Here is a 24128-nt window from a genome sequence, read left to right as displayed (position 1 = left end):
GGCGGACACGACAAGGCAAGTCGCGAGCCCACTGATTGATTGGCATCTATGAAATGCATCGCCACAGACGGCTTGATGGCAGGTTAGTCGCGTGACGCCTTCCGCGTACCTTAACTTGTATGAAGCGGCTTGTCTGAATGCGTGAGTGACTGACTGGCAGGGCCAGCCTGACGCAATCGGCTGATTCAGTGCGCAGGATGCGACAACTCATCGGCTTCGATTTTGCCAGCCATGGACTGGCACTACTGCGAGACCAGTGCTGCGGCCTTCCTCCCGGCTATGCACTGCAGCTACCGGCAGACAGCATCAGCTCTATCAAATCCAGCCCCTCGTCCGGCCGGCCCTCATCCAGCATCTCCATCGCAAGCAAGGCAATCGCCTGGCACTCCTGATCGAGATGCTGGTACGACAACAGCGCGAGCAGCCCCAGCAACTCGGATCTGGGCAGTCGATCCTGGGCGTAGAGCCAGTGAACCAGGCGCATGTGCAACGCAGGATGCGAGCCGGACAGAAAATGATTGCGTACTACCCACAGGGCGGCACCGATCAGCGCCTCGGTTTCGCCACGGGCCAAGTAAGCGATGACGTCTGCATCAATAGGGCCGGGAACTTCGATAGCCCCCGACCAGTAATCGCTCACCTGAGCAGAATCGATATCGCTGCCAACAACCAGCACACCTGATTCAAGCAGGCGCGCAAGAAAGGCATGATCGTCAATCTCCATTCAAATAAATTCCCCGCAGCGTGCAATTGCACGTCCAGACTGCCAGCCCCGCGGCAATGCGGACCTGGCGACTTGTGGGACTGGATTAATTCCCACAGCCCCGCTGAGTTGCTTAACCGCCTAATCAATCCCTCGAGTTACGGCCCGTATGGCAACCGCATGCAGTTCCTGCACATAGCTTTCGAGACCCGATCGCTTCGCCCTTTCCAACAAAATTAGGAATTTCGCACCGTAATCATTGATCGCCGAACACTTGAGCAAGGCTCATCGGCAGATTATGAAACACATCGGCAAACTTCTTAGCAGCATTAACTTAATTTGATGCACGAATCTCAATGAGCGCTGATTGCAACATGAAATGCAGCGCACTTCTCTTAACTTCCTCTTCGAACCTATCATCCATATCACAGGCCTCCATAGGAACCGAGCGGATTCTGATCCATGTGGTCGGGAAGTTTCGGAAGTTCATTGACTGGAATCTTTGTACTGTCCGGCCAACCACGGCTCTTGGCTTCATTGATTCGTGTATTGCCCCGCTGAACCTTAGTGTGAATCTACGTGACCGTCGTCTGAGCGATAGCGGCCGGCGACACGCCCAAGCCAATCAGCAGCAGGCAGCACAGCCACGCGCCGAACGCTCCCAACTTCAGAATTCGATCTCCACAACCTCCAACGCGGGTCGACACACCGCCCGCAGCTCCCCCGAACCTGTGCATCCTTTCAATCCCTGAAAAACTTTGGAGCAGGGCGGGGTATTCATAGCACAGTAATGGCCGGCTGCGGTTTCCAGGTCGGGGACCGGGCGAGGTAACAAGCGTTTGGAAAGCCGACGTGGCTGGCAGGCCGCGAGGTTCGGAAACTAGGGCTTCCAGCCATGGGCTGGCACTACGGGTTGCCGGCCAGCGGCCGGCACTACCAAAACAAAAAGCCCCGACCTGGGCCGGGGCTCTTCTACAACTGGTGCCGGAAACAGGAGTCGAACCTGCGACCTACGCATTACGAATGCGCCGCTCTACCAACTGAGCTATTCCGGCTGAGCAGGCGATTTTACGGGCAGCCCACCCCGTCGGTCAATCCGCCCGAACGCGGTTGCCACACGCCCGCCCCGCCGCGAAATCGGCCAGGTTGCCCAGGGTAATGGCCGAGATCTCCTGCAGAGCCTCCACGGTGAAGAAGCCCTGGTGGCCGGTCACCAGCACATTGGGGAAGGTCATCAGGCGTTGGAAGGCCTCGTCGTCGATGATCTCGCCGGACAGGTCCTGGAAGAACAGCGCGCTTTCCTGTTCGTAGACATCAATCGCCAGGTGCCCCAGCCGCCGCGATTTCAGCGCGCGGATCACCGCATGGGTATCCACCAGGCCGCCGCGCGAGGTGTTCACCAGCATGGCGCCGGGCTTCATGCGTGCCAGCGAGGCATCGTTGATGAGGTGCTGGGTGTCCGGCGTCAGCGGGCAGTGCAGCGAGACGATATCGGCGCGGGCCAGCAGTTCGTCCAGCGCGACGCTCTCTCCTACCCCGTCGAACTCCGCCGAGGGATACGGATCATGCCCCAGTACGGTGCAGCCCATGCCACGGAAGATGCGCGCAGTGGCCAGGCCGATCTTGCCGGTGCCGACGATGCCCACGGTGCGCCCGTGCAGGGTGCGGCCGAGCAGGCCATCCAGCATGAAGTTGCCTTCGCGCACACGGTTGTAGGCGCGGTGGGTCTGCCGGTTGAGGGTCATCACCAGGGCCAGCGCATGTTCGGCCACGGCTTCGGGCGAATAGGCCGGCACGCGGGCCACGAAGAATCCCAGCCGTGCGGCTTCGGCCAGGTCGACATTGTTGAAGCCGGCACAGCGCAGCAGCACGGCGCGCACGCCCAATGCATGCAACGCCTGCAGTACGGGCGCATCGAGGCGATCGTTGACGAACACGCAGACCGCGGCGCAGTCCTGCGCCAGTGCAGCGGTGTGCACATCCAGCGCGGCGTCGAAATGGACGAACTGGAAGCCCTGCCCGGCGCCGTCGCGCGCGTTGGCTTCTTCCAGAAAGCGCCGGTCATAGGGACGGGCACTGAAGACGGCAATCTGCATGGGCGGGCCTACACGGAAATCCTGCGCAGACCATAGCGCACCGGCGGCGGTCCTGCCGCCGGTGCGCCCTTTACTCAGAACGCGTAGCCGAGACCCAGCATCACGCCGTTCTGCACCTGGCCATCGCGGCGCTCGCCCACGTAGTCGACCATCACCGACAGGCGGTCACTGGCACGGCTGGTGACGCCCAGGTTCCAGGCCAGCACCTGCTCGCCCAGGGTCTGGCTGCTGCTGCCGAACACCAGGTCCGGAGCGGCGGCAAAGCCGGTGCTGTAGCGGGCCTGGGTGTCGCCCAGTTCCTTCTGCCAGACCACGCGGGCGCGCGGGGTGATGCGCTCGCCGTTGCTGCCGTTGAAGGTCTTGAACAGCTGCAGGCCGGCACCGACGCGGATGCTTTCCAGGCTGTCACCACGGCCGACCAGTGCGCCCGCGCCCTGCCCTTCATTGAAACGGGTGGCCGAGGTACGCGCGTAGTCCACCACCGGCAGCAGCGGCTGCACCACCAGCCCGTTGCCGGTGGTGAAGCTGAAGCCGTGTTCCAGGCGTGCGGAGAAGGCATCGTTGTTGTACTTGGCGCGCAGCGGGTCGTTCAGACCGTCGATACCGGCAATGCCGCGATGGGTGTCGTGGCGCAGATCGGTGTAGCGCACGGCGGCCGACAGGTAGCCACGCGCGTAGGTGGCATCGAGGTAGCCGCCGATATCCAGCGCGCGCACGTCACCGGTGAAGCCGGAACCATCGCGGGCCTTGGTGGACATGTCCGCTGCGGCCACGCTGACGCCCAGGCTGACGCGGTCATCGGCCACGCGCGTATCAGCGCCCAGCACGATGCCACCCACGGTGTGGGTGAGGCCTGCTACGCCGCCTTCGCCGTCGATGCGGCCATGGCTGCCGAAGCCGCGGCCCCAGAAGCCGTGGTTGCGTGCACCCGCGCCGCCGTCGGCACCTGCCGTGGCCTGTGCGCCCGGTTCGACAAGATGCATCGCCAGCTGGTTGAACAGGCTGCTGTTGGCCATGCCCGGCTGTGCCGAGGCCGCCTGTGCGGCCTGCGCGGCCAGGCCGCCGGCATCACCGCTGCCACTGCGCAGGCCTGCCTGGTGCTGGGTGACCACGTTGCCGATGCTGCCCACCAGGGCATTGTCGGCCAGGCGCAGGCTGGCGTGCGCATCACCGCGCAGGGCACCGGCCTGCTGCGCGATGACATCGCGGTCGGCAAACTGCAGCGCACCCAGCAGCGACTTCAGGCCCACATCCTGGCGATCACCCGCCGCGGCCAAGGCCACGCCCAGGCTCTGGTTGCCATTGCTGGCGGTCAACTGCGGCAGCTGATCGAAGCCCGGGTTGGCGGTGAGTGACAGACCGTCTTCGCTCTGGTTGATGTTGAAGCTGAGCAGCGAGTTGTGGCGCGGGCGGAACACCTCGTTGTTGGTGATGCTGGCGCTGTAGCGGGTATCGCCCAGGCGCACGGCCTCGGCGAAGCCCTCTTCGTAGATCGGGCCGGTAACCAGTTCGCGCTGGTAGGTGCCGGCGTAGAAGCCCTGGGCGACGTTCAGTTCCAGGTGTGCGCCGGGCGAGATGACCAGTGCGCCATCGTTCTGCCCGCCATCGAAGAAGCTGCCCACGCGCAGGCGGCCGGCTGCGCTGCCACCGGCTTCGGTGACATCGAACAGCACCTTGCCGCCCGGCATGATGTTGACGTAGCCGTGGGTGACCAGATCACCACCGCGCGGCATCAGGGTGCCGTACACGCGCAGGCGGTTGAAGCCATCCTCGCGCAGCGACGGGCCGGTGGCGTCCAGCAGCGCGTCGGTATCGGTTTCCATCGAAGCGATGTCGCCATGACCGACCACCATGCCATCGGCCATCACCCGCACTTCCGGGGCGCGCAGGGCGCCGCCTTCCAGGGCGATGGTGCCGCCATCCACCAGCATGAAATCCGCACCGGTGGTGGCCGAGGTGCGCCAGGTACCGCCCTTGGCCACGCGGATGACACCGGCCGAGTTGGCCAGTGCGGAAGCGTCCAGATCGCCCAGGCGCAGCTGGCCCAGCAGCAGCTGCTGGATGCCCGCGTCGTTGAGGTAATCCTGCACGGACAGCGGGCCGATACCGTTGGCACCAGCGCTGGCGGCGTTGTAGATGCTGACTGCGTAATTGATGTAGGTGGTGTCGTACTCCGCGTCGTTCCAGCGCGCGAAGTCATCATCCACCAGCGCCTGCAGCTGGCGGGCGGTGGAGAGGTAGCCGGGGTTGATGTCGCCGGTGACGTTGCCGGTGACGGTGAGCGTATCGCCCGGGTCACGGTAACCGGCCTCGGTGATGATGTTGTTGCTATGGATGTCCTGGCCCGGGAAGAGCTGCAGGCTGCGGCCGCTGCCATCGGGGTCGAAGCTGACCGAGGTGCCGTTGGTGCGTGCGGGGTCGCGGAACACCAGCAGGCCGTTGGGCGCCACCACTTCGTACATGGCCTTGTGCAGCAGGCCGGCATCCATGCCACCGCCGTAGTTGCCGGTGTAGATCTGGGTCATGCGCGGCGACGGGCTGTAGGTGATGCGGCCGCCGCTGCTGGCGGCGTGGATCTGCACCGAATCGACGGTCGGCAGATCGCCGGCCAGGTAGCGGTTGACGCCACCGGACTGCATGATCGAGCACGAGGAAATGCAGTGGCCGGACACGATGGTGTCAAGGCCGTTGGTGCGGATGACGGCCTGCAGCCACTCACCGGCAATCAGCGCGCCACCGTTGGAGGTGCGCAGCACGACTTCACGGATGGGACGGCCTTCGGCCTGTGCCTTGGCCAGCAGGGCCGGCAGCGCCACCACGTCGGCAAAGGTGACGCCACCGCTCAGAACGACGCGGTCGTCCTGCACGTGGTAGTTCATCGCCCCGGCTTCGCCCACGGCGCCCAGCGTTGCAAATGCCACCAGGCCGGCCAACGCGATGCTCAACTTCGATTGCTTCATTGCGGTCTCTCTCTCCACCCGCACCACGCGGGACGGAGGGAGAACGCAGCAGTGCGCCGATCACCCCCAGTGTGCTGCCGGGCAAAACATGAATGCATTCACAAACGCGTGTCGTGCGTAGCACAGGCTTCCCCCTGCGGTCGTCGTCTTGTAAAACTCAAGCACGCGTTCGTCGTTCGAGGCCTTTCCCCTGTCCGCCCCCTCCCCCCTGCCCCGTCGCGCGCCGGACCCGGCCGGGGTTCCGGATGCCTTCATTGCGTTCGTCGGCGAAGAGCGCGCGCCGTTGTGCGCCTTCCTGCGCATGCGCGGGGTTGGCCCGGACGATGCCGAGGACATCGCGCAGGACTGCATGGAGCGGTTGATCCGCTACCGGGGGCATGAAACCGACGCGCTGCGCCTGCTGCTGTACCGCATCGCCCGCAACCGCCTGGCCGATCGCGGGCGCGCGCCGCTGGCACGCACTCACCTGCCGCTGGGTGAACGCGATGGCAGCGAGGTCGCGCACGGCACTTCTCCCGACCCGCTGCGTCAGGCAGAATCCGGCCAGATGATCGCGCTGCTGCGACAGGCATTGTTCAAGCTTCCCGAACGTGCCCGCGAGGTGTACCTGCTCAACCGCATCACCGGGATGAGCTATGCACAGATCGCCCGGCACTGCGGCATCACCGCCAAGACGGTGGAAAAACACATCGCCCGCGCCCTGCAGGGCCTGCGCAAGGAGCTGGGCAGCAATCCTCTCCACACTGATGGAGATAGTGAGTGACCCGCGACGCCTACATGGATGACACGTTGCTGTTTGAGCGCGCAAGCGCCTGGGTGGCCCGCCTGGAGGCCCCCGACTGCACCTCGATCGAGCGCGAAGCGTTCGAGGACTGGCTGGCCGAACACCCCTCGCATGTCAGCGCCTGGATGCAGGCCGAGACGCTGCACCAGCGCAGCGCCGGGCTGTCCGGCGACCCGTGGCTGCGCACCGCTGCGGCGCGCGCCGCCCGCGCACCCGCACGGCGCTGGCTGCCTTCGGTAGCGGCAGCGGCCGGTGTCTGCCTGGCGGTGGGCATCGGCTGGATGGTCTACACCGACGGCAACCCCACCCCGCAGATCTACGCCAATGCCAGCCACCTGCCGCAGGTGCGCACGCTGGCCGATGGCAGCGTGGCCACCCTCGATGCCGGCACCACGCTGAGCGCCCGCTTCGGCTGGCGCAAGCGCGAGCTGGAACTGGAACACGGCCGCGTGCAGCTGCAGGTTGCCGCCTCCTCGCGCGCACTGCAGGTGCAGGCCGGTGGCAGCAGCATCCGCGACATCGGCACCACCTTCCAGGTGGAGCGCTTGACCGATGGCCGGGTGGAAGTGGCCCTGCTGGAAGGCGCCGTGGAAGTGACCAGTGGCAGCGCGCAGCACACGCTGGGCCCCGGCCAGCAGCTGCAGGTGTTGCCGTCGGGCCGCATCCAGCCGGGCCCGCAACTGGCCACCACCGCCGCGGCGGAAGCCTGGCCCGAAGGGCGGCTGGTGTTCGACGCGACGCCACTGTCCACGGTGGTCGAACGCATGAACCGTTATGGCGGCATGCCGCTGGTGATTGCCGACCCGGACATCGCCGATCTGGCCGTGAGCGGCAGCTTCCGTGCCGGCGATGCACACGAACTGCTGTCCGCCCTGGAACTGGGGTGGTCGATCGCTGGCCAGCCGCGCAAGGATGGCGCGCTGGAACTGCGCCGCACGTACTGAGGCGGCCCGGATGCCCACCCCCGGGGCACTGCGACAGGGCCTGATGGCCCTGCTGTGGCTTGCCGTGGCTGGCGCCCTGGGCACGGCCACCGCCGCTCCACCAGCAACCACGGCCAACACCGACTACCACATCGCCGCCGGCCCACTGGTACCGGCGCTGCAGCAGTGGGCCCGGCAGAGTCAGGCATCCCTGCTGTTCGACACGCGCGAACTGGCCGACCTGCGCACCGCCGGCACACAGGGGTCGCAGGAGCCTGCGGCGGCACTGAAAGCGCTGGTGGCTGGCCAGCCGGTCAACATCCTGCGCACGCCCGGCGGTGGCTTCGTGCTGCGCCGCCATGCCGTGGCTGCAGCACCGCCGCCTGCCGTCGTGCCCGCCCCGCCGCCGCGCCCGCAGCCGCCGGCACAGGTGGAACTGGCACCGATCCATGTGACCGGCAGCCGCCTGCCACGCACCTCCGTACAGACCACCCTGCCGGTGACGGTGATCGAGCGCGAGGACATCCTGCGCAGCGGCTACGGCACGTTGTTCGATCTGCTGCGCCATCTGCCGGGCATGAACGGCCACCCGCCACTGAGCACCTCGCGCGGCGGCGATTCGCTGTACCTGCCGGTGGGCGCGGCCGCCACCACCAGCCTGGACGGCATGGGCCCGCGTGCCACGCTGTTCCTGGTCAATGGCCGCCGCCTGCCGCGCTACCCGATGGTGTCGCTGGAAGAAGGCGGCCTGACCGACCTCGGCGGCATTCCGCTCAGCTTCGTCGAACGCATCGAGCTGGTGCGGGGTGGTGCCTCGGCCATCTACGGCGCCGACGCCATGTCCGGCGTGGTCAACATCATCCTGCGCGAGCAGGCTGACGGACCGGAAGCCACGCTGCAGACCGGCGTCAGCAGCCGCGGGGATGGCGACCAGCACCGCGTGCAGGCCGCCACGGGCGGTGTGCGCGACAACGGTGACCGCTGGTTTGCCGGCCTGGACGTGCACCGCATCCGCCACGTGGCCGGTGACCGCCGCAGCTGGCATGCCGACAGCCAGCTGTATCCCATCGGCCTGATCCTGGCCAACGGCGATTACTACCCGGCCACCGAATGCCACGCGCCGCTGCAGCGCGACGAGGATGGCTGCTGGTATGACAGCGTTCGCCCGCGCTCGCTGCAACCGGCCTCCGACACCGTGGCCGGCTACCTGCGCTATCGCCACGAGCAGGGCGAAGGCCGGTACGCCTATGTGGAGGCGCGCGCCAGCCACAGCCGCCAGCGCTTCGAGCTGGGGCCGACCGCCGTGGCACTGAACTTCAACCGCAATGCGCTGCTGAACGTGGTGCTGCAGGAAGGCGGCGAAGTGCAGCCACGTGTGCGCGCCAGCGAAGGCGACCTGACCGTGGGCATCGGCCGCGAGCAGTCCGGCCACAACTGGGAGGCGGGACTGAGCGCGCAGCGCAGCCAGGTAGACCTGCGCACGGAAGGTGCCGTACGCACCGAACGGCTGCTGGAAGCCGCGCTTGCACTGGATTTCCTGCCCGGTTTTTCGACCCTGCCAGCGGGCCTGGCCCCTGAACTTTTCCCGGCCATCCGCAACCGCGGGCGCACCACCCAGCTGCAGGGCTGGTGGGGCGTGCAGCGCGAACTGATGGAGCTGCCCGGCGGCAAGGCGCAGCTGGCCACCGGCATCGACCTGCGCCAGGAGCGCTGGATCTCGCTGCCCGATCCGTTGCTGGGCAAGGGTGAGCTGGCCCTGGGCCTGCCGCTGGAGCAGCGGCGGTTGTCGCGGCCAAGCAGCGCGGCCTACGCCGAGGTTGGCCTGCCGTTGGCGTCGACGCTGCGCCTGGACCTGGCGGCACGGCTGGACCACGACGATGGTGAGAGCGCGTTCTCGCCGCGCGCCGGGCTGCGCTGGAGCCTCACACCGCACTGGTCGTTCCTGCTGGCCAGTGGCCGTGGCTTCCGCGCACCCAGCCTGTTCGAGCGGCGGCGGCCGCCGGCCTACTTCGGGCTGCTGGCGCTGCCCGCATCGGACACCCTGCCGCCGTGCGCACGGCCGCTGCGCGGCGGCGGCTGTGCGGTGGAAGTGGATGTGGTGGAAAACGATGCGCTGCGTGCCGAAACCTCGCGCAGCCATTCGCTGGCCGCCAGCTGGACGCCCACCGATGCGTTCTCGCTGTCGCTGACCCACAACATCGTCGAGCTGCGCAACGAGATCCTCGCGCTGCAACCCAGCGATGCGCTGTGGAACCCGGACACGTGGGAGCTGGATGAGCAGGGCCGCCTGCGCGACCTGCGCCTGTCCTTCGACAACATCGGCCGCACCACCTCGCGCAACTGGGTGCTGCGGGGCGAGTACCGCATCGATGCCGGCCGCGATGGCCAATGGCTGTTCTCGCTGGATGGCCTGAAGCAGCAGGCGCTGCGCCGCGACCGCGCGCATGGCGAATCGGTGGACCTGCGTGGCCACGCGACGCCGAGCCTCGCCGCCATCATCAACGTGCAGTGGCAGAACCCCTCGTGGGACATCGCCCTGCGGGGCAACCGCGTGGGCCGCACGCGGGCGTGGCTGGCGGGCGAGGACTGCCCACAGGAGCAGCGGGAGGATCGCCGCTGCATGAATCCCGCGCAGCTGCGCTGGAACCTGCATGTGGCCCGCAAGCTGAGCCCGCGCGTGGTGGCCGCGCTGGACGTGCACAACGTGCTGGATACCGCGCCGGTGAATTATCTGGTGGGCAGCGGCGGGCAGATGGCCGGCCTGGATGACCCCCTCGGCCGCTACTTCCTGCTGACGCTGCAGTTCCGCTGACGCGCGTCCGCAGCGTCGAGCTTGCTCGACTGTGCCCTTGTAGCGTCGAGCTTGCTCGACTGCTCTTCCAACAGCAGTCGAGCAAGCTCGACTCTACCGAAGCGGCAGTCAAGGACGCTCGCCGCCACCCACGGCAACCCGCAGTCCGCTTTCACGCCCCCTCACCTACAGTGACCGCACACCCTTCTGGAGGCACGCCATGCGTCCTTCGTTGTTGCGGGCCGGTGCGTCGCTGGCGTTGGCCCTTTGCATCGCCCCTGCAATTGCAGAGGCACCCACCCGCGCTGTCGAGCCCCCCGACCAGCAGCTGGCGCCGCTCTTCCAGCAGGTGCAGCGCGCACATCTGTTCGCCGACCAGAAGACCTTCGCCGATGCCGTGCCGCGTCAGCCGGCTGCTGCCGTGCTGGACGATTGGCGTGCCGCGCAGCAGCGACCCGGCTACACGCTGCGCGATTTCATCGCCACGCGCTTCAACGTGCCGGAGCAAGCGCCCGCTTACGTGCCACCGGCAGGGGAAACACTGCGCGCGCACATCGAAGGCCTGTGGCCGGTGCTGCAACGGCACACCGCCAGCGTCGATCCGCACGGTTCGCTGCTGCCCCTGCCCCATCCCTACGTGGTGCCGGGTGGGCGCTTCCGCGAGGTCTATTACTGGGACAGCTATTTCACCCTGCTCGGCCTGGCGTCCAGCCAACGCTGGCAGCAGGTGCGCGACATGGTCGACAACTTCGCCTGGCAGCTGGACCAGTACGGTCACATCCCCAACGGCAACCGCAGCTATTACCTCAGCCGCTCGCAGCCGCCGTTCTTCAGCCTGATGGTGGAACTGCTGGCCCGCCACGAAGGCGATGACGCCTACCGGCGCTACCTGCCGCAACTGCGCATCGAACATGCGTTCTGGATGCACGGGGCCGAGGGGCTTGCCCCGGGCCAGGCCCACGAGCGGGTGGTGCGACTGGCCGATGGCCAGCTGCTCAACCGTTACTGGGATGCGCGCGCCGTGCCGCGCACCGAATCGTGGACGGATGATCTGGCGACCGCAGCGCAGGCACCGGGGCGGCCACCCGCGCAGGTCTATCGCGATCTGCGCGCCGGTGCCGAATCCGGCTGGGATTTCAGTTCGCGCTGGCTGGATGACCCGGCGCAGCTGTCCAGCATCCGCACCACCGCCATCGTGCCGGTGGATCTGAACAGCCTGCTGTTCCATCTGGAACAAATGTTGGCACAGGCAAGCGCAGTGTCCGGTGCGGGTGGCGATGCACGGCATTACCGTCAACTGGCGGCCGCACGCCGTGCGGCCATCAACACGCAGTTGTGGGATGCACGCCAGGGCTACTACGTGGACCGCGACCTGGACAGCGGGCAGCAACGCCCTGCCCTTACCGCCGCAGCGCTGTTCCCGCTGTGGCTGAAGATTGCCGGGACAGCACAGGCGCGGCGCACCGCCGATGCCGTGGAAGTGGGCCTGCTGCGCTCAGGCGGCCTGCTGACCACCCAGCGCGAAACCGGGCAGCAATGGGACGCGCCGAATGGCTGGGCGCCGCTGCAGTGGGTGGCGGTGGACGGGCTGCAGCAGTATGGCCAGCAGGCGCTGGCGCGGACACTGGGGGTACGTTTCCTGCGCACGGTGCAATCGGTTTACGACCGCGACGGCAAGCTGGTGGAAAAGTACGTGGTGGATGGATCGGCCAGCGGCGGCGGTGGCGGCGAGTACCCGCTGCAGGATGGTTTCGGCTGGAGCAATGGGGTGACGTTGGCCCTGCTGGATCGCCTGTGCGCGCCAGAGCGTATCTGCGAAAGCGCGGGCGACGTCGAATGACCGCTTTGAAGCGTCGAGCTTGCTCGACTGTGCCTTTGTAGAGTCGAGCGTTGCTCGACTGCGCTTTTGTAGAGTCGAGCTTGCTCGACTGTGCCTTTGTAGAGTCGAGCGTTGCTCGACTGTGGTTGGCAAAAGCAGTCGAGCAACGCTCGACTCTACCGAAGCATGCAGTCGAGCAACGCTCGACTCTACCGAAGCACCGCAGTCGAGCAACGCTCGACTCTACCGAAGCAATGTAGTCGAGCAACGCTCGACTCTACCGAAGCAATGCAGTCGAGCAACGCTCGACTCTACCGAAGCAACGCAGTCGAGCAACGCTCGGCGCTACTGCCAGGGCATCATCGCGCCTTCCACAGCTCGGCAAGGCGGTCCGGCTTGCCCGCAATGCGTTCCAGCACCGGGTACTGCAGGCCGCCGTGGTAGTCGATGGTCATCGTGTCGATGCGGTCGAACTGCTTCACCAGCAGCACGATGGGCGCCTTGTCCTTGGCTGCGGCAGAGACCGCCTCCTTCAGGCGCTCGCTGCTGTACTCGCGCCCGCCCACGCCGATCACCTTCATGCCCGGTGCCAAGCCGGCGTTGAAGGCCGGGCTGTCCCAGATCACATCGCCGACCACGCCCGTATCGAGCACGGTGGCACCCAGCGAGTACGCCAGCAGCGCGGCCTTGGCGCGCTTTTCCTGCGCCTTGTAGGCCTCGTTCGGCGTATCGCGGTAGGCCAGCTTCCAGCCGGCCAGTTCCAGGCCGCCGGTCAGCGGACCGTGGCCGTCCAGGCGCTGCCGCAGGAAGCTGGCCCAGTCGTACGGCGCGATGCCGTTGAGGGTCGCCACCACATCCTCGAAGGTGTACGGCTTGACGTTCCAATCGCCATTACCGACACCGAAGAAGGCGCGTGCGAAATCATCCAGGCTGCGGCGGTTGCCACTCAGATCGCGCAGCTTGCCTTCCACTTCCAGCCACACCATCTGCCCGCCGGAGTAGTAGTCCTCGCTCATCTGGTAGTTGCGATACGCCAGCCCGCGGCGCTGGGCGATGGTCGGGTCGTTGGTGGTGTCCTGCAGCGCGCGCCAGGCCAGGCCGGGGCGGCCACGATCATAGGTGGCGGCCACGTTGGCCAGCATGTCGCGCGCCTGGTCGGACGACCACAGCCCCGAACGGGCGGCCAGTACCTGGCCCCAGAACTGGGTCTGGCCTTCGTACACCCAGAGCAGGCTGTCGCCCATCGGTACGTTGAAGTTGGCCGTGGCCAGGTCCGCACCGCGCCGGTACTTGCCGTTCCAGGAGTGGGTGTATTCGTGCGGCAGCAGATCGCGCATCCACGCGTTCTTGTCCCATTCGGTGAAGTAGCCGGGGGCCGCGCTGTTTTCGCTGGAGCGATGGTGTTCCAGGCCGATGCCGCCAAGGCGGTCGGTCAGTGCCAGCAGGAATTCGTAGTGATCGTAGTGGCGCGCGCCGTACAGCTTGTCGGCCTGCTGCACCAGTGCGCGGTGCAGCTTGATCTGCGCGTCGGTCGGCTTCAATGATTTGGCATCGTCGGCGAACACATTCAGATGCACCGGCACCTTCGCGCCCGGGTCGAGATCGATGCGCTGGTGATGCTCGCCGGCAAACAGCGGCGAATCGACCAGGTGGTCGTAGGAAATGGGCTTGAACACCACGGTGTCGCCATCGCGGCGCGCGGTTTCCAGTGCGGTGGCGTAGGCCCAGCCCTTGGGCAGGGTGACGCTGGCCTGCGCCTGCAGGTCGCGCGCATCAACGCCGGCCGGGTACAGCGAATTGGCGTTCCACTGCAGGTTGAGCATTTCCGGGGTCATCACCACGCGCCCCTGGCTGCCGCCCTGCGAGGACAGGAAATCGAAGTGGGCCACGATCTCGCTCACGCCTTCCGGCACGTCCACCTTGAACGCGTAGACGTTGAACTGGTCACGCTGCCAGGCCAGCGGCTTGCCGTTGGCCGTGACGCGCAGGCCGGCCAGCTTGTCGATCGGGCCGGTGGGCGAATGGTTGCCGGGAATCCACTGCGGGTACAGCAGGGTGACCGGACCGGGCTTGACCGGCACGGTGGCGGTTACCTTGAAGATGCGGCGAGCCAGGTCGCGCGCGTCAACGTCGATGCGCAGCAGGCCGGGGGCCGCCGCATCGCCCGGCGGCGAGGTCTGCGCCAGCGCAGGCGTGGACGCCAGCGCGAACAGCACGGACATCACCAGGGCACGGGTCTTCATCAGGCAGGTTCCAGCAACGGGGGGAACCCTCGATGCTAGGCCTGTGCGGTGCGTGGCCCCATGGCCAAAGGTCATGGGCGCGCGTCCATCCACGCATGGCGTGGATCTACCGGGGACGCGATGTGCCGATCATGGCGGGTTTCCGTCCACGTCATGCGTGGATGGAGCCGATGCCGGTAGATCCACGCCATGCGTGGATGACACACCCGCGGTCAATCGACCAGACGCAACCTCAATTCCTTCGGCAGCGCGAACACCATCGATTCCGGCTCGCCATCCAGCTCGCCTACGCCGTTAGCACCCAGCTCGGCCAGGCGGGCCAGCACGCCATCCACCAGCACCTGCGGTGCAGAAGCGCCGGCGGTCACGCCGATGTGCTGCTTGCCTTCCACCCAGCGCGGGTCGATCTCGTGCGCGCCGTCGATCAGGTAGCTCTCCACGCCCTCACGGCGGGCCAGCTCACTCAGGCGGTTGGAATTGGAGCTGTTCGGCGAACCCACCACCAGCACCAGGTCGCAGCGCTTGGCCAGGTCGCGCACGGCATCCTGGCGGTTCTGCGTGGCGTAGCAGATGTCGTCGTTCTTCGGGCCCTGCATCTGCGGGAACCGCTCGCGCAGGGCGTCGATGATGCCGCGGGTGTCATCCACCGACAGCGTGGTCTGGGTGGTGTAGGCAAAGTTTTCCGGCTGGTTGATGTGCAGCGTGGCGACCTGCTCCACGTCTTCCACCAGGTAGATCTGGCCGGTGCCCGCTTCGCGGTTCCACTGGCCCATGGTGCCTTCCACTTCCGGGTGACCGGCGTGGCCGATCAGCACCACGTCACGGCCGGCACGGCAGTGGCGGGCGACCTCGAAGTGCACCTTGGTCACCAGCGGGCAGGTGGCGTCGAACACTTTCAGGCCACGGCGATCGGCTTCCTGGCGCACCGCCTGGGACACGCCGTGCGCGCTGAAGATGACCGTGTTGTTGTCCGGCACTTCGTCCAGTTCCTCGACGAAGATCGCGCCGCGCTGCTTCAGGTCATCGACCACGAAGCGGTTGTGCACCACTTCATGGCGGACGTAGATGGGCGCGCCCAGCGTTTCGATCGCGCGCTTGACGATCTCGATCGCACGATCGACACCGGCACAGAAACCACGCGGGTTGGCGAGCAGCACATCCATCAGTTCAGTCTCCCGGCAGCGGCCGGCTTACGGTTTCGGGGTTGCATTATCCGCCTTTTTGGCGGACTTGCCGTCGAACAGGCCAAACAGGGCAATGCCCACGGCACCCACCACGATGGCCGAATCGGCCACGTTGAAGGCCGGCCACACATGGTCACCGATATACCACTGGATGAAATCGACCACGTGACCGTGCACCTGGCGGTCGATCACGTTGCCGATGGCACCACCGATGATCAGCGCATACGGCACTGCGGCTTTCCAGTTGCCACGGGCGGTGCCGCGCAGCCACCAGGCCATCAGGCCGCTGATGGCGATGGCCAGCACGGTGAAGAAGTACTTCTGCCAGCCACCGGCGTCGCTCAGGAAACTGAACGCTGCCCCGGTGTTGTAGGTGCGGTACCAGTTCCAGAAGCCGTCGATGACCACCACCGGCTGGAACTCCGGCAGGCTCGACAGCACCCAGGCCTTGGACCACTGGTCCAGACCGATGATGGCGGCCGACAGCAGCAGCCAGACCAGTGCGTTGGGGTTCGGGCGCGCGGTGCTCATCAGAACCAGCTCCGCACTTCACCGGCACCGGTGATGTTGCCCGCGCAACGGCCGCACAGCTCCGGGTGATCGGCATTGATGCCGACATCGGCGCGGTGGTGCCAGCAGCGCACGCACTTGGCTTTCTGGGTCGGCTGGGCGCTGACGAACACCTCGTCGGTGGTCGCCGGGCGTACCTGCACGTCGCCACTGATGAACAGGAAACGCAGTTCATCGGCCAGCGGCTGCCACTTCGCGGCCTGCTCTTCATTGGCGGCGATGGTGATTTCCGCTTCCAGTGCCGCACCGATGGCACCGTTGGCGCGCATCGGCTCGAGCACCTTGGCCACCTGCTCGCGCACAGCCAGCAGCTGGTCGAAATCGGCGGCGTTGAGCTGGGCATCGGCCGGCAGCGGCGCCAGGCCGTCGTACCAGGTGGTGAACAGCACATGCCCGGCGCGTTCGCCCGGCAGGTAGCCCCACAGCTCGTCGGCGGTGAAGGTCAGGATCGGTGCGATCCAGCGGGTGAACGCTTCGGCGATGTGGTACATCGCGCTCTGCGCCGAACGACGACCGTGCGAATCGGTCGGCATCGTGTACAGGCGGTCCTTGGTCACGTCGAGGTACAGCGAACCCAGGTCCACGCTGCAGAAGTTCAGCAGCAGCTGGACGATCTCGGCCATGTTGTAGTTGTCGAACGCGGCCTTGATCTTTTCCTGCAGTTCCCAGGCGCGGTGCACGATCCAGCGGTCCAGCGCGACCATTTCGTTCAACGGGCGCAGGTGCTGGGCCGGATCGAAACCATCCAGGTTGCCCAGCAGGAAGCGCGCGGTGTTGCGCAGGCGGCGGTAGGCATCGGCGTTGCGCTTGAGGATTTCCTGCGACAGCGACATTTCGTTGCTGTAGTCGGCCGAGGCGATCCACAGGCGCAGGATGTCCGCGCCCAGCTTGTTCATGATGTCCTGCGGCTCGATGCCGTTGCCCAGCGACTTGGACATCTTGCGGCCGTGCTCGTCCACGGTGAAGCCGTGGGTGAGGCACTGCTTGTACGGGGCACGCTGGTCGATGGCCACGCCGGTCAGCAGCGAGGACTGGAACCAGCCGCGGTGCTGGTCCGAACCTTCCAGGTACAGGTTGGCCGGCTTGCCGAAGCCACGCGCGGCCAGCACGCCTTCATGGGTGACGCCCGAATCGAACCAGACGTCGAGGATGTCGGTGACCTTCTCGTAATCGCCCGCTTCGTCGCCCAGCAGTTCGGCCGCGTCCAGCGAATACCACACGTCGATGCCTTCGGCCTCAACGCGGTCGGCGACCTGCTTCATCAGTTCCACCGTGCGCGGGTGGATCTCGCCGGTCTGGCGATGGGTGAACAGCGCGATCGGCACGCCCCAGGTGCGCTGGCGCGAGATGGTCCAGTCCGGGCGGCCATCGACCATGCTCTGGATGCGCGCCTTGCCCCAGCTCGGGAACCAGCCCACGGTGTCGATGGCGGCCAGCGCATCGCTGCGCAGGTTGGCCTTGTCCATCGAGATGAACCACTGCGGGGTGGCGCGGAACACCACCGGCGTCTTGTGGCGCCAGCAGTGCGGGTAGCTGTGGCGGATCGGGTGGAAGGCCAGCAGCGCGCCGTTGTCGCGCAGCACGCCGACGATGGCGTCCTGTGCCTTCCACAGGTGCTGGCCAGCCAGCACCACGCCACCGGCCGGCGGGGTCGATTCCAGGTACACGCCACGGCCATCGACCGGGGTGATCTGGCCGGCGTTGTACTTGTCCAGCAGGCCGTACTTCTGGCTGACCACGTAGTCTTCCTGGCCGTGGCCGGGGGCGGTGTGCACCGCACCGGTACCGTCCTCGTCGGACACGTGTTCGCCGTTCAGCACCAGGATTTCGCGCTGCGGGTAGAACGGGTGCACCAGCAGCTGGTTTTCCAGCGCAGCGCCGGTGGTTTCACCGTGCAGCACCACGCTTTCGACGCCATAGCGCTGCAGGGCGCGCTCGGCCAGCGCAGCGGCCAGCACCAGCCAGCGGCGCTTGCCGTTGTGCGCCGGGCCTTCGGCCAGCACGTAGCGGATGTCCGCGCCCAGCGACACGGCCAGCGAGGCCGGCAGCGTCCACGGAGTGGTGGTCCAGATCGGCACGGCCACTTCGACGTCGCCCGGCAGGCTCACGCCGAACGCCTGGGCCACGGCCTGCGCATCGCGCGCGGCGTAGGCCACGTCGATCGCCGGCGATTCCTTTTCCTGGTATTCGATTTCCGCCTCGGCCAGGGCCGAACCGCAGTCGAAGCACCAGTAGACCGGCTTGGCGCCGCGCACCAGGTGGCCATTGGCCACGACCTTGGCCAGCGCACGGATCTCGTTGGCTTCAAAATCGAAGCTGAGGGTCTTGTACGGGTTGTCCCAGTCGCCGGTCACGCCCAGGCGCTTGAAATCGGCGCGCTGGATGTTGATCTGCTCTTCGGCGAACTCGCGGCACTTCTGCCGGAATTCAACGGCGTCGAGCTTCACGCCGACCTTGCCCCACTTCTTTTCCACCGCGATTTCGATCGGCAGGCCGTGGCAGTCCCAGCCCGGCACGTAGGGCGCATCGAAGCCGGCCAGGTAGCGCGACTTGACGATGATGTCCTTGAGGATCTTGTTGACCGCATGGCCCAGGTGGATGCGGCCGTTGGCGTACGGCGGGCCGTCGTGCAGCACGAACAGCGGGCGGCCGGCGGCGTTGTCACGCAGCTGCTGGTAGAGCCCCTGCTCTTCCCACCGCGCCAGAATGCCCGGCTCGCGCTTGGGCAGGTCGCCGCGCATCGGGAATTCGGTGGCTGGCAGGTTCAGGGTGGTCTTGTAGTCCTGGCTCACGCAGTGGCTCGCAATCTATGTTCGGAAAGGAGGGCGCGCGCCTGCTCGGCGTCGCGGTGCATCTGGTCGGTCAGTGCCGCCAGATCATTGAATTTTTCTTCGTCACGCAGCTTGGCGACGAATTCCACGTCGATGTGGCGGCCGTACAGGTCGCCCTGGAAATCGAACAGGTGGGCTTCCAGCAGGGGCTCCACGCCCTCTACGGTCGGCCGGGTGCCGAAGCTGGACACCGACGGCCACGGCTGGTCGAACACGCCGTGCACCCAGGTGGCGTAGATGCCCGACAGCGCCGGGGTCTTCGGGAAACGCAGGTTGGCGGTGGGGAAGCCCAGCGTACGGCCGAGCTGGCGGCCGCGTACCACCCGCCCGCTGATCGCATAGGGGCGGCCAAGCAGATCGTTGGCGTGGGTGAAATCGCCGGCCTGCAGCAGCTGGCGGATACGGGTGCTGGAAATGCGCTCGCCATGCAGGTCGACCGCAGCGATTTCGCCCGCGGTGAAGCCGAGTTCGCCGCCCATGGCCTGCAGCAGGGCCAGATCGCCACGGCGGCGGTTGCCGAAGCAGAACTCCGGGCCGATCCACACTTCGCGCGCGCCCAGGCGGTGGGCCAGCAGCTGGCGCACGAAGGTTTCGGCCGGCATGGCGGCCATGGCGGCGTCGAAGCGCAGCAGGCCGATGGCATCCACGCCCAGTTCGCGCAGGATTTCGACCTTGCTGCGGGCCAGGGTGAGCCGCGGCGGTGGCGTGCCCTGGGCAAAGAATTCACGCGGCAGCGGCTCGAAGGCCACGGCCACCGCGGCCACGCCCAAGGCGCGCGCGCGGGCGACCGCGTGGCGGACCAGCGCACGATGCCCCAGGTGGAGGCCGTCGAATGCGCCGATACAGACCACGCTTCCGTTGGGGAACAGCTCCCCGCCCTCGACGCTTCTGAACAGCCTGCTCATCAACTCTCGTTCCGGCCCACCCGGGGCCGCCGCTTCAATGGTGTAACCCTGAAGTATAGCCGCCGTGGGCCCCGATCAATGCCCGCGCAGGTCGCGGGGGCGGAAGCCCATCGCCAGCATGGCCAGCAGATAGGTCAGGCCGCCGCCGCCCACCAGCAGGATCAGGCCGCCGATGCGGTGCCATTTGTCCATGCCGGTGAAGTCCGGCACCCAGTGCAGCAGGGCCAGCAGCACGCCGACCATGGCCACGCAGGCCACCAGCAGGCGCACGAGGTAGCTGCCCCAGCCGGGCAGGCGCTGGTAGACATCGGTCTTGCCCAGCCAGTACCAGAGCAGGCCCAGGTTCAGGTAACTGGACAGCGCACTGGCAATGCCCAGCGCCAGGTGCAGGCCCGGCTGCTTGCCGATGGCCTCCATCACGCCCTGCGCCTTCAGTTCCTCGGGCACCATCACCTGGTACAGCACGGCCAGCAGGGCGAAATTGAAGACCATGTTGGCCACCAGCGCGGCCACGCCGGCACGCACCGGGGTCTTGGTGTCCTGACGGGCGTAGAAGGCCGGCAGCACGACCTTCAGCAGGGCAAACGCCGGCAGGCCGAAGCTCAGGCCGTACACCGACAGCGCGGTCATGCGGGTGTCGAAGGCGGTGAACTGGCGGTACTGGAACAGCGTGGCGATCAGCGGCTCGGCCAGCAGCACCAGGCCCAGCATGGCCGGCACCGAGATCAGCAGGGTCATCCGCAGGCCCCAGTCCAGCGAGCGCGAGAAGCCTTCGCGGTCGGTGCTGACGTGGTGGCGGGCCAGCGCCGGCAGGATCACCGTGCCCAGGGCCACGCCGAACACACCCAGCGGCAGCTCCAGGAAACGGTCGGCCAGGGACAGCCAGGACTGCGAGCCGTCGGTCATCTTGGCGGCGATCAGGGTGTCCAGCAGCAGGTTGATCTGCGCCACCGACGAGCCGAACAGGGTCGGCACCATCAGGGTCAGCACCTTGCGCACGCCCGGGTGGGTCCAGCCCCAGCGCGGCAGGGTCAGCAGATTGATGCCCTTCAGCGAAGGCAGCTGGAACAGCAGCTGCAGCGCGCCGGCGGCCAGTACCGCCCAGCCCAGTGCCAGGATCTGCTTTTCCGGGGTGCCACCCAGCCGCGGCGCCAGCCATAGCGCACCGGCAATCATGCACAGGTTGAGGATGACCGGGGTCAGCGCCGGCATCGCGAATTTCTGGAAGCTGTTGAGCGCGCCGCCGGCCAGGGCGGTGAGCGAGACGAACAGCAGGAACGGGAAGGTCAAGCGGAACAGGTCGACCAGCAGGGTCTGCTTGACCGGGTCGGTATCAGCACCACTTGAGAACGCGACCGCCAGCTGCGGCGCGAAGATCAGCGCCAGCGCGGTCACCACCAGCAGCGCCCCGCCCAGCGTGCCCGCCACCCGCGACATCAGTTCGCGCAGTTCGGCGTGGCTGCGGGTCTCCTTCACCTCAGTGAACACCGGCACGAAGGCGGTGGAGAACGACCCCTCCGCAAACAACCGGCGCAGGAAATTGGGTATCCTGAAGGCAACCCAGAACGCATCGGTGACCGCATTGGTGCCGAACGTGGTAGTGATCACCTGATCCCGGACCAGTCCGAGAACCCGCGAGACCATGGTCATGCTGCTGAACGACAGCAGGCCCCGCAACATCTTCGGTGAACTCACTCAGCGTCCCTCTTGACAATCGACTTGACGTGCATTTCTCGGGCCATCATACTAGCTAGCTTGCTGTTCCCATAACACCGATTTTTTCAGGAAACCACCACCGTGGCCAATATCAAGTCCGCCAAGAAGCGCGCCAAGCAGACCGTCGTGCGCAACGCGCGCAACGTGGCTCAGCGCTCGATGCTGCGCACCGCTGTCAAGAAAGTGATCAAGGCGCTGGACGCCAACGATGCCGCCGGCGCCGAAGCCGCCTTCGCCGTTGCCCAGCCGATCCTGGATCGCTTCAGCGCGCGTGGCCTGATCCACAAGAACAAGGCTGCTCGTCATAAGAGCCGCCTGAACGACCGCATCAAGGCCCTCAAGGCTGCCTGATCCGGCATTGCCGCCCCGCCCCTACGGGGTTGGGCAGCAGACAAAAGCCCGGCCCCGGCCGGGTTTTTTGTTGCCTGCGATTTGGGAACGGCGCATGGGGTCAGATCCCTTTTCCTGCGGAAAAGGGATCTGACCCCTGTCCACACGTCCGGGAGAAAACAAAAACCCGGCCGAAGCCGGGTTTTCCGCATGCAGCCCCAACAGCGCCTTACGCGTTGCGGGCAGCCTCCAGCTCGTCTTCCTTCTGGCGATCGAAGAAGGCCATGATCCGGCTCATGATCGGGAAGGTGCCTTCGCGGCCCAGCGCCGAGACCAGGAACCACGGCTCCTTCCAGCCCAGCTCGGCCACGATCTGTTCGGCGGCCGCCTTGGCTTCGTCCTCGAACATCAGGTCGGCCTTGTTCAGCACCAGCCAGCGCGGCTTCTGCAGCAACTCCGGGTCGTGCTTTTCCAGTTCGCGCTCGATGGCACGCACCTGCTCGACCGGGGAAATGCCTTCCACGCCGCCCTCCATGGGGGAAATATCCACCAGGTGCAGCAGCAGGCGGGTGCGCTGCAGGTGGCGCAGGAACTGCGCGCCCAGGCCAGCGCCGTCGGCCGCGCCCTCGATCAGGCCCGGAATGTCGGCGATGACGAAGCTACGGTAGTTCTCCACCTTCACCACACCCAGGTTCGGGTACAGCGTGGTGAACGGGTAGTCGGCCACCTTCGGCGTCGCCGCCGAGACGGCGCGGATCAGGGTGCTCTTGCCAGCATTCGGGAAGCCCAGCAGGCCGACGTCGGCCAGCAGCTTCAGTTCCAGCTTCAGCGTGCGCTCTTCACCCGGCTCGCCCGGCAGCGCCTGGCGCGGCGAGCGGTTGGTCGAGCTCTTGAAGTGCATGTTGCCGAGGCCACCGCGGCCGCCCTGCGCCACCAGCAGGCGATCGCCGTGCTGGGTCAGGTCACCGATGATTTCGTCGGTGGCCACATTGATGATCACGGTGCCGACCGGCACGGTGATGGTCAGGTCTTCGCCGCCCTTGCCATAGGCCTGACGGCCCATGCCGTTCTCGCCGCGCTGCGCCTTGAAGATGCGGTCATGGCGGAAGTCGACCAGGGTGTTCAGGTTTTCGTCGGCGCGGATGTACACGCTGCCGCCCGCACCGCCGTCGCCGCCGTCCGGGCCGCCGAGCGGAATGAACTTCTCGCGACGGAAGCCAATGCAGCCGTTGCCGCCGTTGCCGGCGAACACTTCGATTTCTGCTTCGTCTACCAGTTTCATTGTTTCGATGCCTGCGATGGGCGCGGCCTGCGTGCCGCCACCTTGCTTGAATGTCGTGCCGGGTGCGCCCCGGCTGCCGGGGCCGCGCCCCGCGATCGGGCCGTGCCCGTTGTACCACTGATTCCAACGAAAAGCCCCGCCGAAGCGGGGCTCTTCATGCAGCGTGCGATTCGACCAGCGAGGCCATGCCGGGGCATGGCAGCCAGCCAAGCCTTATCAGGCTTCGACCGACACGACGCTGACGGTGCGACGCTTCTTGGCGCCCTTCACCGAGAACTCCACCTTGCCGTCCACGAGGGCGAACAGGGTGTGGTCGCGGCCGAGGCCGACGCCCGAACCCGGGTGGAACTGGGTGCCGCGCTGACGCACGATGATGTTGCCCGCCTCGATGGCCTGGCCGCCGAAGATCTTGACGCCCAGGTACTTCGGGTTGGAGTCGCGACCGTTGCGCGAGGAGCCTACGCCCTTTTTATGTGCCATGACTGCTTCTCCTGATGCTTAGCCGGCGATGCCGGTGATCTCGATTTCGGTGTAGTACTGACGGTGACCCTGACGCTTCATGTGGTGCTTGCGGCGACGGAACTTGATGATCCGGACCTTGTCAGCACGACCCTGGGACAGGACCTTGGCGGTGACGGCGGCGCCCTTCAGCGCATCGCCCAGCTTCACGCCGTCGCTGTCGCCCAGCATCAGGATGTTGTCAAACTTGATCTCGCTGCCGACTTCGACTTCGAGCTTTTCGACGCGGAGCTTTTCGCCCTGCGCCACGCGGTATTGCTTACCGCCGGTGACCAGTACTGCGTACATGACCAGACTTCCTTTGTAGTTATTGTGGCCTATGGACTGTCGCCATCGAGGGCGAACAGAAGCGGGATTGTACGCAGATCAATGGCCGCCGGTCAAGTCAACCCCCGGGGAACGGGGTCAGATCCCTTTTCACGGCGTGAAAAGGGATCTGACCCCTTCATAAAGCGTGGTCTCACAGGGTGAG

At 66.5% G+C, this 24128-nt stretch carries 17 protein-coding genes and 1 tRNA gene; 5 read left to right on the top strand and 13 right to left on the bottom strand.

What is annotated here, in order from left to right:
* Positions 1–277: 277 nt before the first annotated feature.
* The 4 genes from C1924_RS05865 to C1924_RS05850 all read right to left on the bottom strand — a co-directional run bounded on the left by C1924_RS05865 (position 278) and on the right by C1924_RS05850 (position 5759).
* The gene (locus C1924_RS05865; RefSeq protein ID WP_108764447.1) at positions 278–724 is read right to left on the bottom strand and encodes a hypothetical protein; all 447 of its coding nucleotides are present in this window, start codon (positions 722–724) and stop codon (positions 278–280) included.
* 958 nt (positions 725–1682) lie between these two features.
* Positions 1683–1758, bottom strand: a tRNA-Thr gene (locus C1924_RS05860).
* Positions 1759–1794: 36 nt separating this feature from the next.
* Positions 1795–2799: a 2-hydroxyacid dehydrogenase gene (locus C1924_RS05855; protein ID WP_108764446.1), complete on the bottom strand. Its 1005-nt coding sequence runs from the start codon at positions 2797–2799 to the stop codon at positions 1795–1797.
* Positions 2800–2873: 74 nt separating this feature from the next.
* Positions 2874–5759, bottom strand: a complete 2886-nt coding sequence (locus C1924_RS05850) for an autotransporter domain-containing protein (protein ID WP_108764445.1) — start codon at positions 5757–5759, stop codon at positions 2874–2876.
* A gap of 283 nt (positions 5760–6042) precedes the next feature.
* Here C1924_RS05850 and C1924_RS05845 point away from each other — a divergent pair, with 283 nt between their 5' ends.
* From C1924_RS05845 to treA, 4 genes are all read left to right on the top strand, one after another.
* Positions 6043–6522 (top strand): sigma-70 family RNA polymerase sigma factor, encoded by a 480-nt coding sequence (locus C1924_RS05845; protein ID WP_174208945.1) that lies wholly within the window; start codon positions 6043–6045, stop codon positions 6520–6522.
* 14 nt (positions 6523–6536) lie between these two features.
* Positions 6537–7487, top strand: a complete 951-nt coding sequence (locus C1924_RS05840; RefSeq protein WP_108766982.1) for a FecR domain-containing protein — start codon at positions 6537–6539, stop codon at positions 7485–7487.
* Between the two features lie 10 nt (positions 7488–7497).
* Positions 7498–10278: a TonB-dependent receptor gene (locus C1924_RS05835; RefSeq protein WP_108764444.1), complete on the top strand. Its 2781-nt coding sequence runs from the start codon at positions 7498–7500 to the stop codon at positions 10276–10278.
* Positions 10279–10477: 199 nt separating this feature from the next.
* Positions 10478–12097 (top strand): alpha,alpha-trehalase TreA, encoded by a 1620-nt coding sequence (treA, locus tag C1924_RS05830; RefSeq protein WP_108764443.1) that lies wholly within the window; start codon positions 10478–10480, stop codon positions 12095–12097.
* Between the two features lie 338 nt (positions 12098–12435).
* Here treA and C1924_RS05825 read toward each other — a convergent pair whose 3' ends face one another.
* The 6 genes from C1924_RS05825 to murJ form a co-directional block, all read right to left on the bottom strand.
* Positions 12436–14319, bottom strand: coding sequence for a M61 family metallopeptidase (locus C1924_RS05825; protein WP_108764442.1), 1884 nt, complete (start codon positions 14317–14319; stop codon positions 12436–12438).
* A gap of 212 nt (positions 14320–14531) precedes the next feature.
* Positions 14532–15482, bottom strand: a complete 951-nt coding sequence (gene ispH / locus C1924_RS05820; RefSeq protein WP_108764441.1) for a 4-hydroxy-3-methylbut-2-enyl diphosphate reductase — start codon at positions 15480–15482, stop codon at positions 14532–14534.
* A 27-nt stretch (positions 15483–15509) separates the two neighbouring features.
* A complete protein-coding gene (lspA, locus tag C1924_RS05815) occupies positions 15510–16034 on the bottom strand; it encodes a signal peptidase II (protein ID WP_108764440.1) in 525 nt (174 codons plus the stop codon).
* Positions 16034–18865: an isoleucine--tRNA ligase gene (gene ileS / locus C1924_RS05810; RefSeq protein WP_108764439.1), complete on the bottom strand. Its 2832-nt coding sequence runs from the start codon at positions 18863–18865 to the stop codon at positions 16034–16036. The genes lspA and ileS overlap by 1 nt, the downstream gene beginning before the upstream one ends.
* Positions 18862–19809 (bottom strand): bifunctional riboflavin kinase/FAD synthetase, encoded by a 948-nt coding sequence (locus C1924_RS05805; protein ID WP_108764438.1) that lies wholly within the window; start codon positions 19807–19809, stop codon positions 18862–18864. The genes ileS and C1924_RS05805 overlap by 4 nt, the downstream gene beginning before the upstream one ends.
* A gap of 75 nt (positions 19810–19884) precedes the next feature.
* Entirely contained in the window at positions 19885–21489 is a 1605-nt protein-coding gene (gene murJ, locus C1924_RS05800) for a murein biosynthesis integral membrane protein MurJ (protein WP_108766981.1), read from the bottom strand.
* Between the two features lie 117 nt (positions 21490–21606).
* Here murJ and rpsT point away from each other — a divergent pair, with 117 nt between their 5' ends.
* Positions 21607–21876: a 30S ribosomal protein S20 gene (gene rpsT / locus C1924_RS05795; protein WP_005408560.1), complete on the top strand. Its 270-nt coding sequence runs from the start codon at positions 21607–21609 to the stop codon at positions 21874–21876.
* Positions 21877–22084: 208 nt separating this feature from the next.
* Here rpsT and cgtA read toward each other — a convergent pair whose 3' ends face one another.
* The 3 genes from cgtA to rplU form a co-directional block, all read right to left on the bottom strand.
* Positions 22085–23137 carry an Obg family GTPase CgtA gene (cgtA, locus tag C1924_RS05790; protein WP_108764437.1) on the bottom strand — a complete coding sequence of 351 codons (1053 nt, stop codon included), beginning with the start codon at positions 23135–23137 and terminating at the stop codon, positions 22085–22087.
* Between the two features lie 216 nt (positions 23138–23353).
* On the bottom strand, positions 23354–23617 hold the full coding sequence (rpmA, locus tag C1924_RS05785) for a 50S ribosomal protein L27 (protein WP_004148333.1): 264 nt from the start codon (positions 23615–23617) through the stop codon (positions 23354–23356).
* An 18-nt stretch (positions 23618–23635) separates the two neighbouring features.
* Positions 23636–23944, bottom strand: a complete 309-nt coding sequence (rplU, locus tag C1924_RS05780) for a 50S ribosomal protein L21 (RefSeq protein WP_006424709.1) — start codon at positions 23942–23944, stop codon at positions 23636–23638.
* Positions 23945–24128 lie beyond the last annotated feature (184 nt).

It is taken from the genome of Stenotrophomonas sp. ESTM1D_MKCIP4_1, assembly GCF_003086895.1.
In the GTDB taxonomy this organism is placed as follows: Bacteria; Pseudomonadota; Gammaproteobacteria; order Xanthomonadales; family Xanthomonadaceae; genus Stenotrophomonas.
Note: the sequence above shows the minus strand (reverse complement) of the source record. Positions and strands in the feature narration are given on the sequence as shown.

Coding starts and splice junctions, on each gene's coding strand:
- ispH (WP_108764441.1), bottom strand. CDS start 15,482: ATGGATGTGCTGCTCGCCAACCCGCGTGGTTTCTGTGCCGGTGTCGAT.
- C1924_RS05805 (WP_108764438.1), bottom strand. CDS start 19,809: ATGAGCAGGCTGTTCAGAAGCGTCGAGGGCGGGGAGCTGTTCCCCAAC.
- rplU (WP_006424709.1), bottom strand. CDS start 23,944: ATGTACGCAGTACTGGTCACCGGCGGTAAGCAATACCGCGTGGCGCAG.
- cgtA (WP_108764437.1), bottom strand. CDS start 23,137: ATGAAACTGGTAGACGAAGCAGAAATCGAAGTGTTCGCCGGCAACGGC.
- C1924_RS05840 (WP_108766982.1), top strand. CDS start 6,537: ATGGATGACACGTTGCTGTTTGAGCGCGCAAGCGCCTGGGTGGCCCGC.
- C1924_RS05865 (WP_108764447.1), bottom strand. CDS start 724: ATGGAGATTGACGATCATGCCTTTCTTGCGCGCCTGCTTGAATCAGGT.
- C1924_RS05825 (WP_108764442.1), bottom strand. CDS start 14,319: ATGAAGACCCGTGCCCTGGTGATGTCCGTGCTGTTCGCGCTGGCGTCC.
- C1924_RS05835 (WP_108764444.1), top strand. CDS start 7,498: ATGCCCACCCCCGGGGCACTGCGACAGGGCCTGATGGCCCTGCTGTGG.
- C1924_RS05855 (WP_108764446.1), bottom strand. CDS start 2,799: ATGCAGATTGCCGTCTTCAGTGCCCGTCCCTATGACCGGCGCTTTCTG.
- lspA (WP_108764440.1), bottom strand. CDS start 16,034: ATGAGCACCGCGCGCCCGAACCCCAACGCACTGGTCTGGCTGCTGCTG.
- rpmA (WP_004148333.1), bottom strand. CDS start 23,617: ATGGCACATAAAAAGGGCGTAGGCTCCTCGCGCAACGGTCGCGACTCC.
- murJ (WP_108766981.1), bottom strand. CDS start 21,489: ATGTTGCGGGGCCTGCTGTCGTTCAGCAGCATGACCATGGTCTCGCGG.
- C1924_RS05850 (WP_108764445.1), bottom strand. CDS start 5,759: ATGAAGCAATCGAAGTTGAGCATCGCGTTGGCCGGCCTGGTGGCATTT.
- treA (WP_108764443.1), top strand. CDS start 10,478: ATGCGTCCTTCGTTGTTGCGGGCCGGTGCGTCGCTGGCGTTGGCCCTT.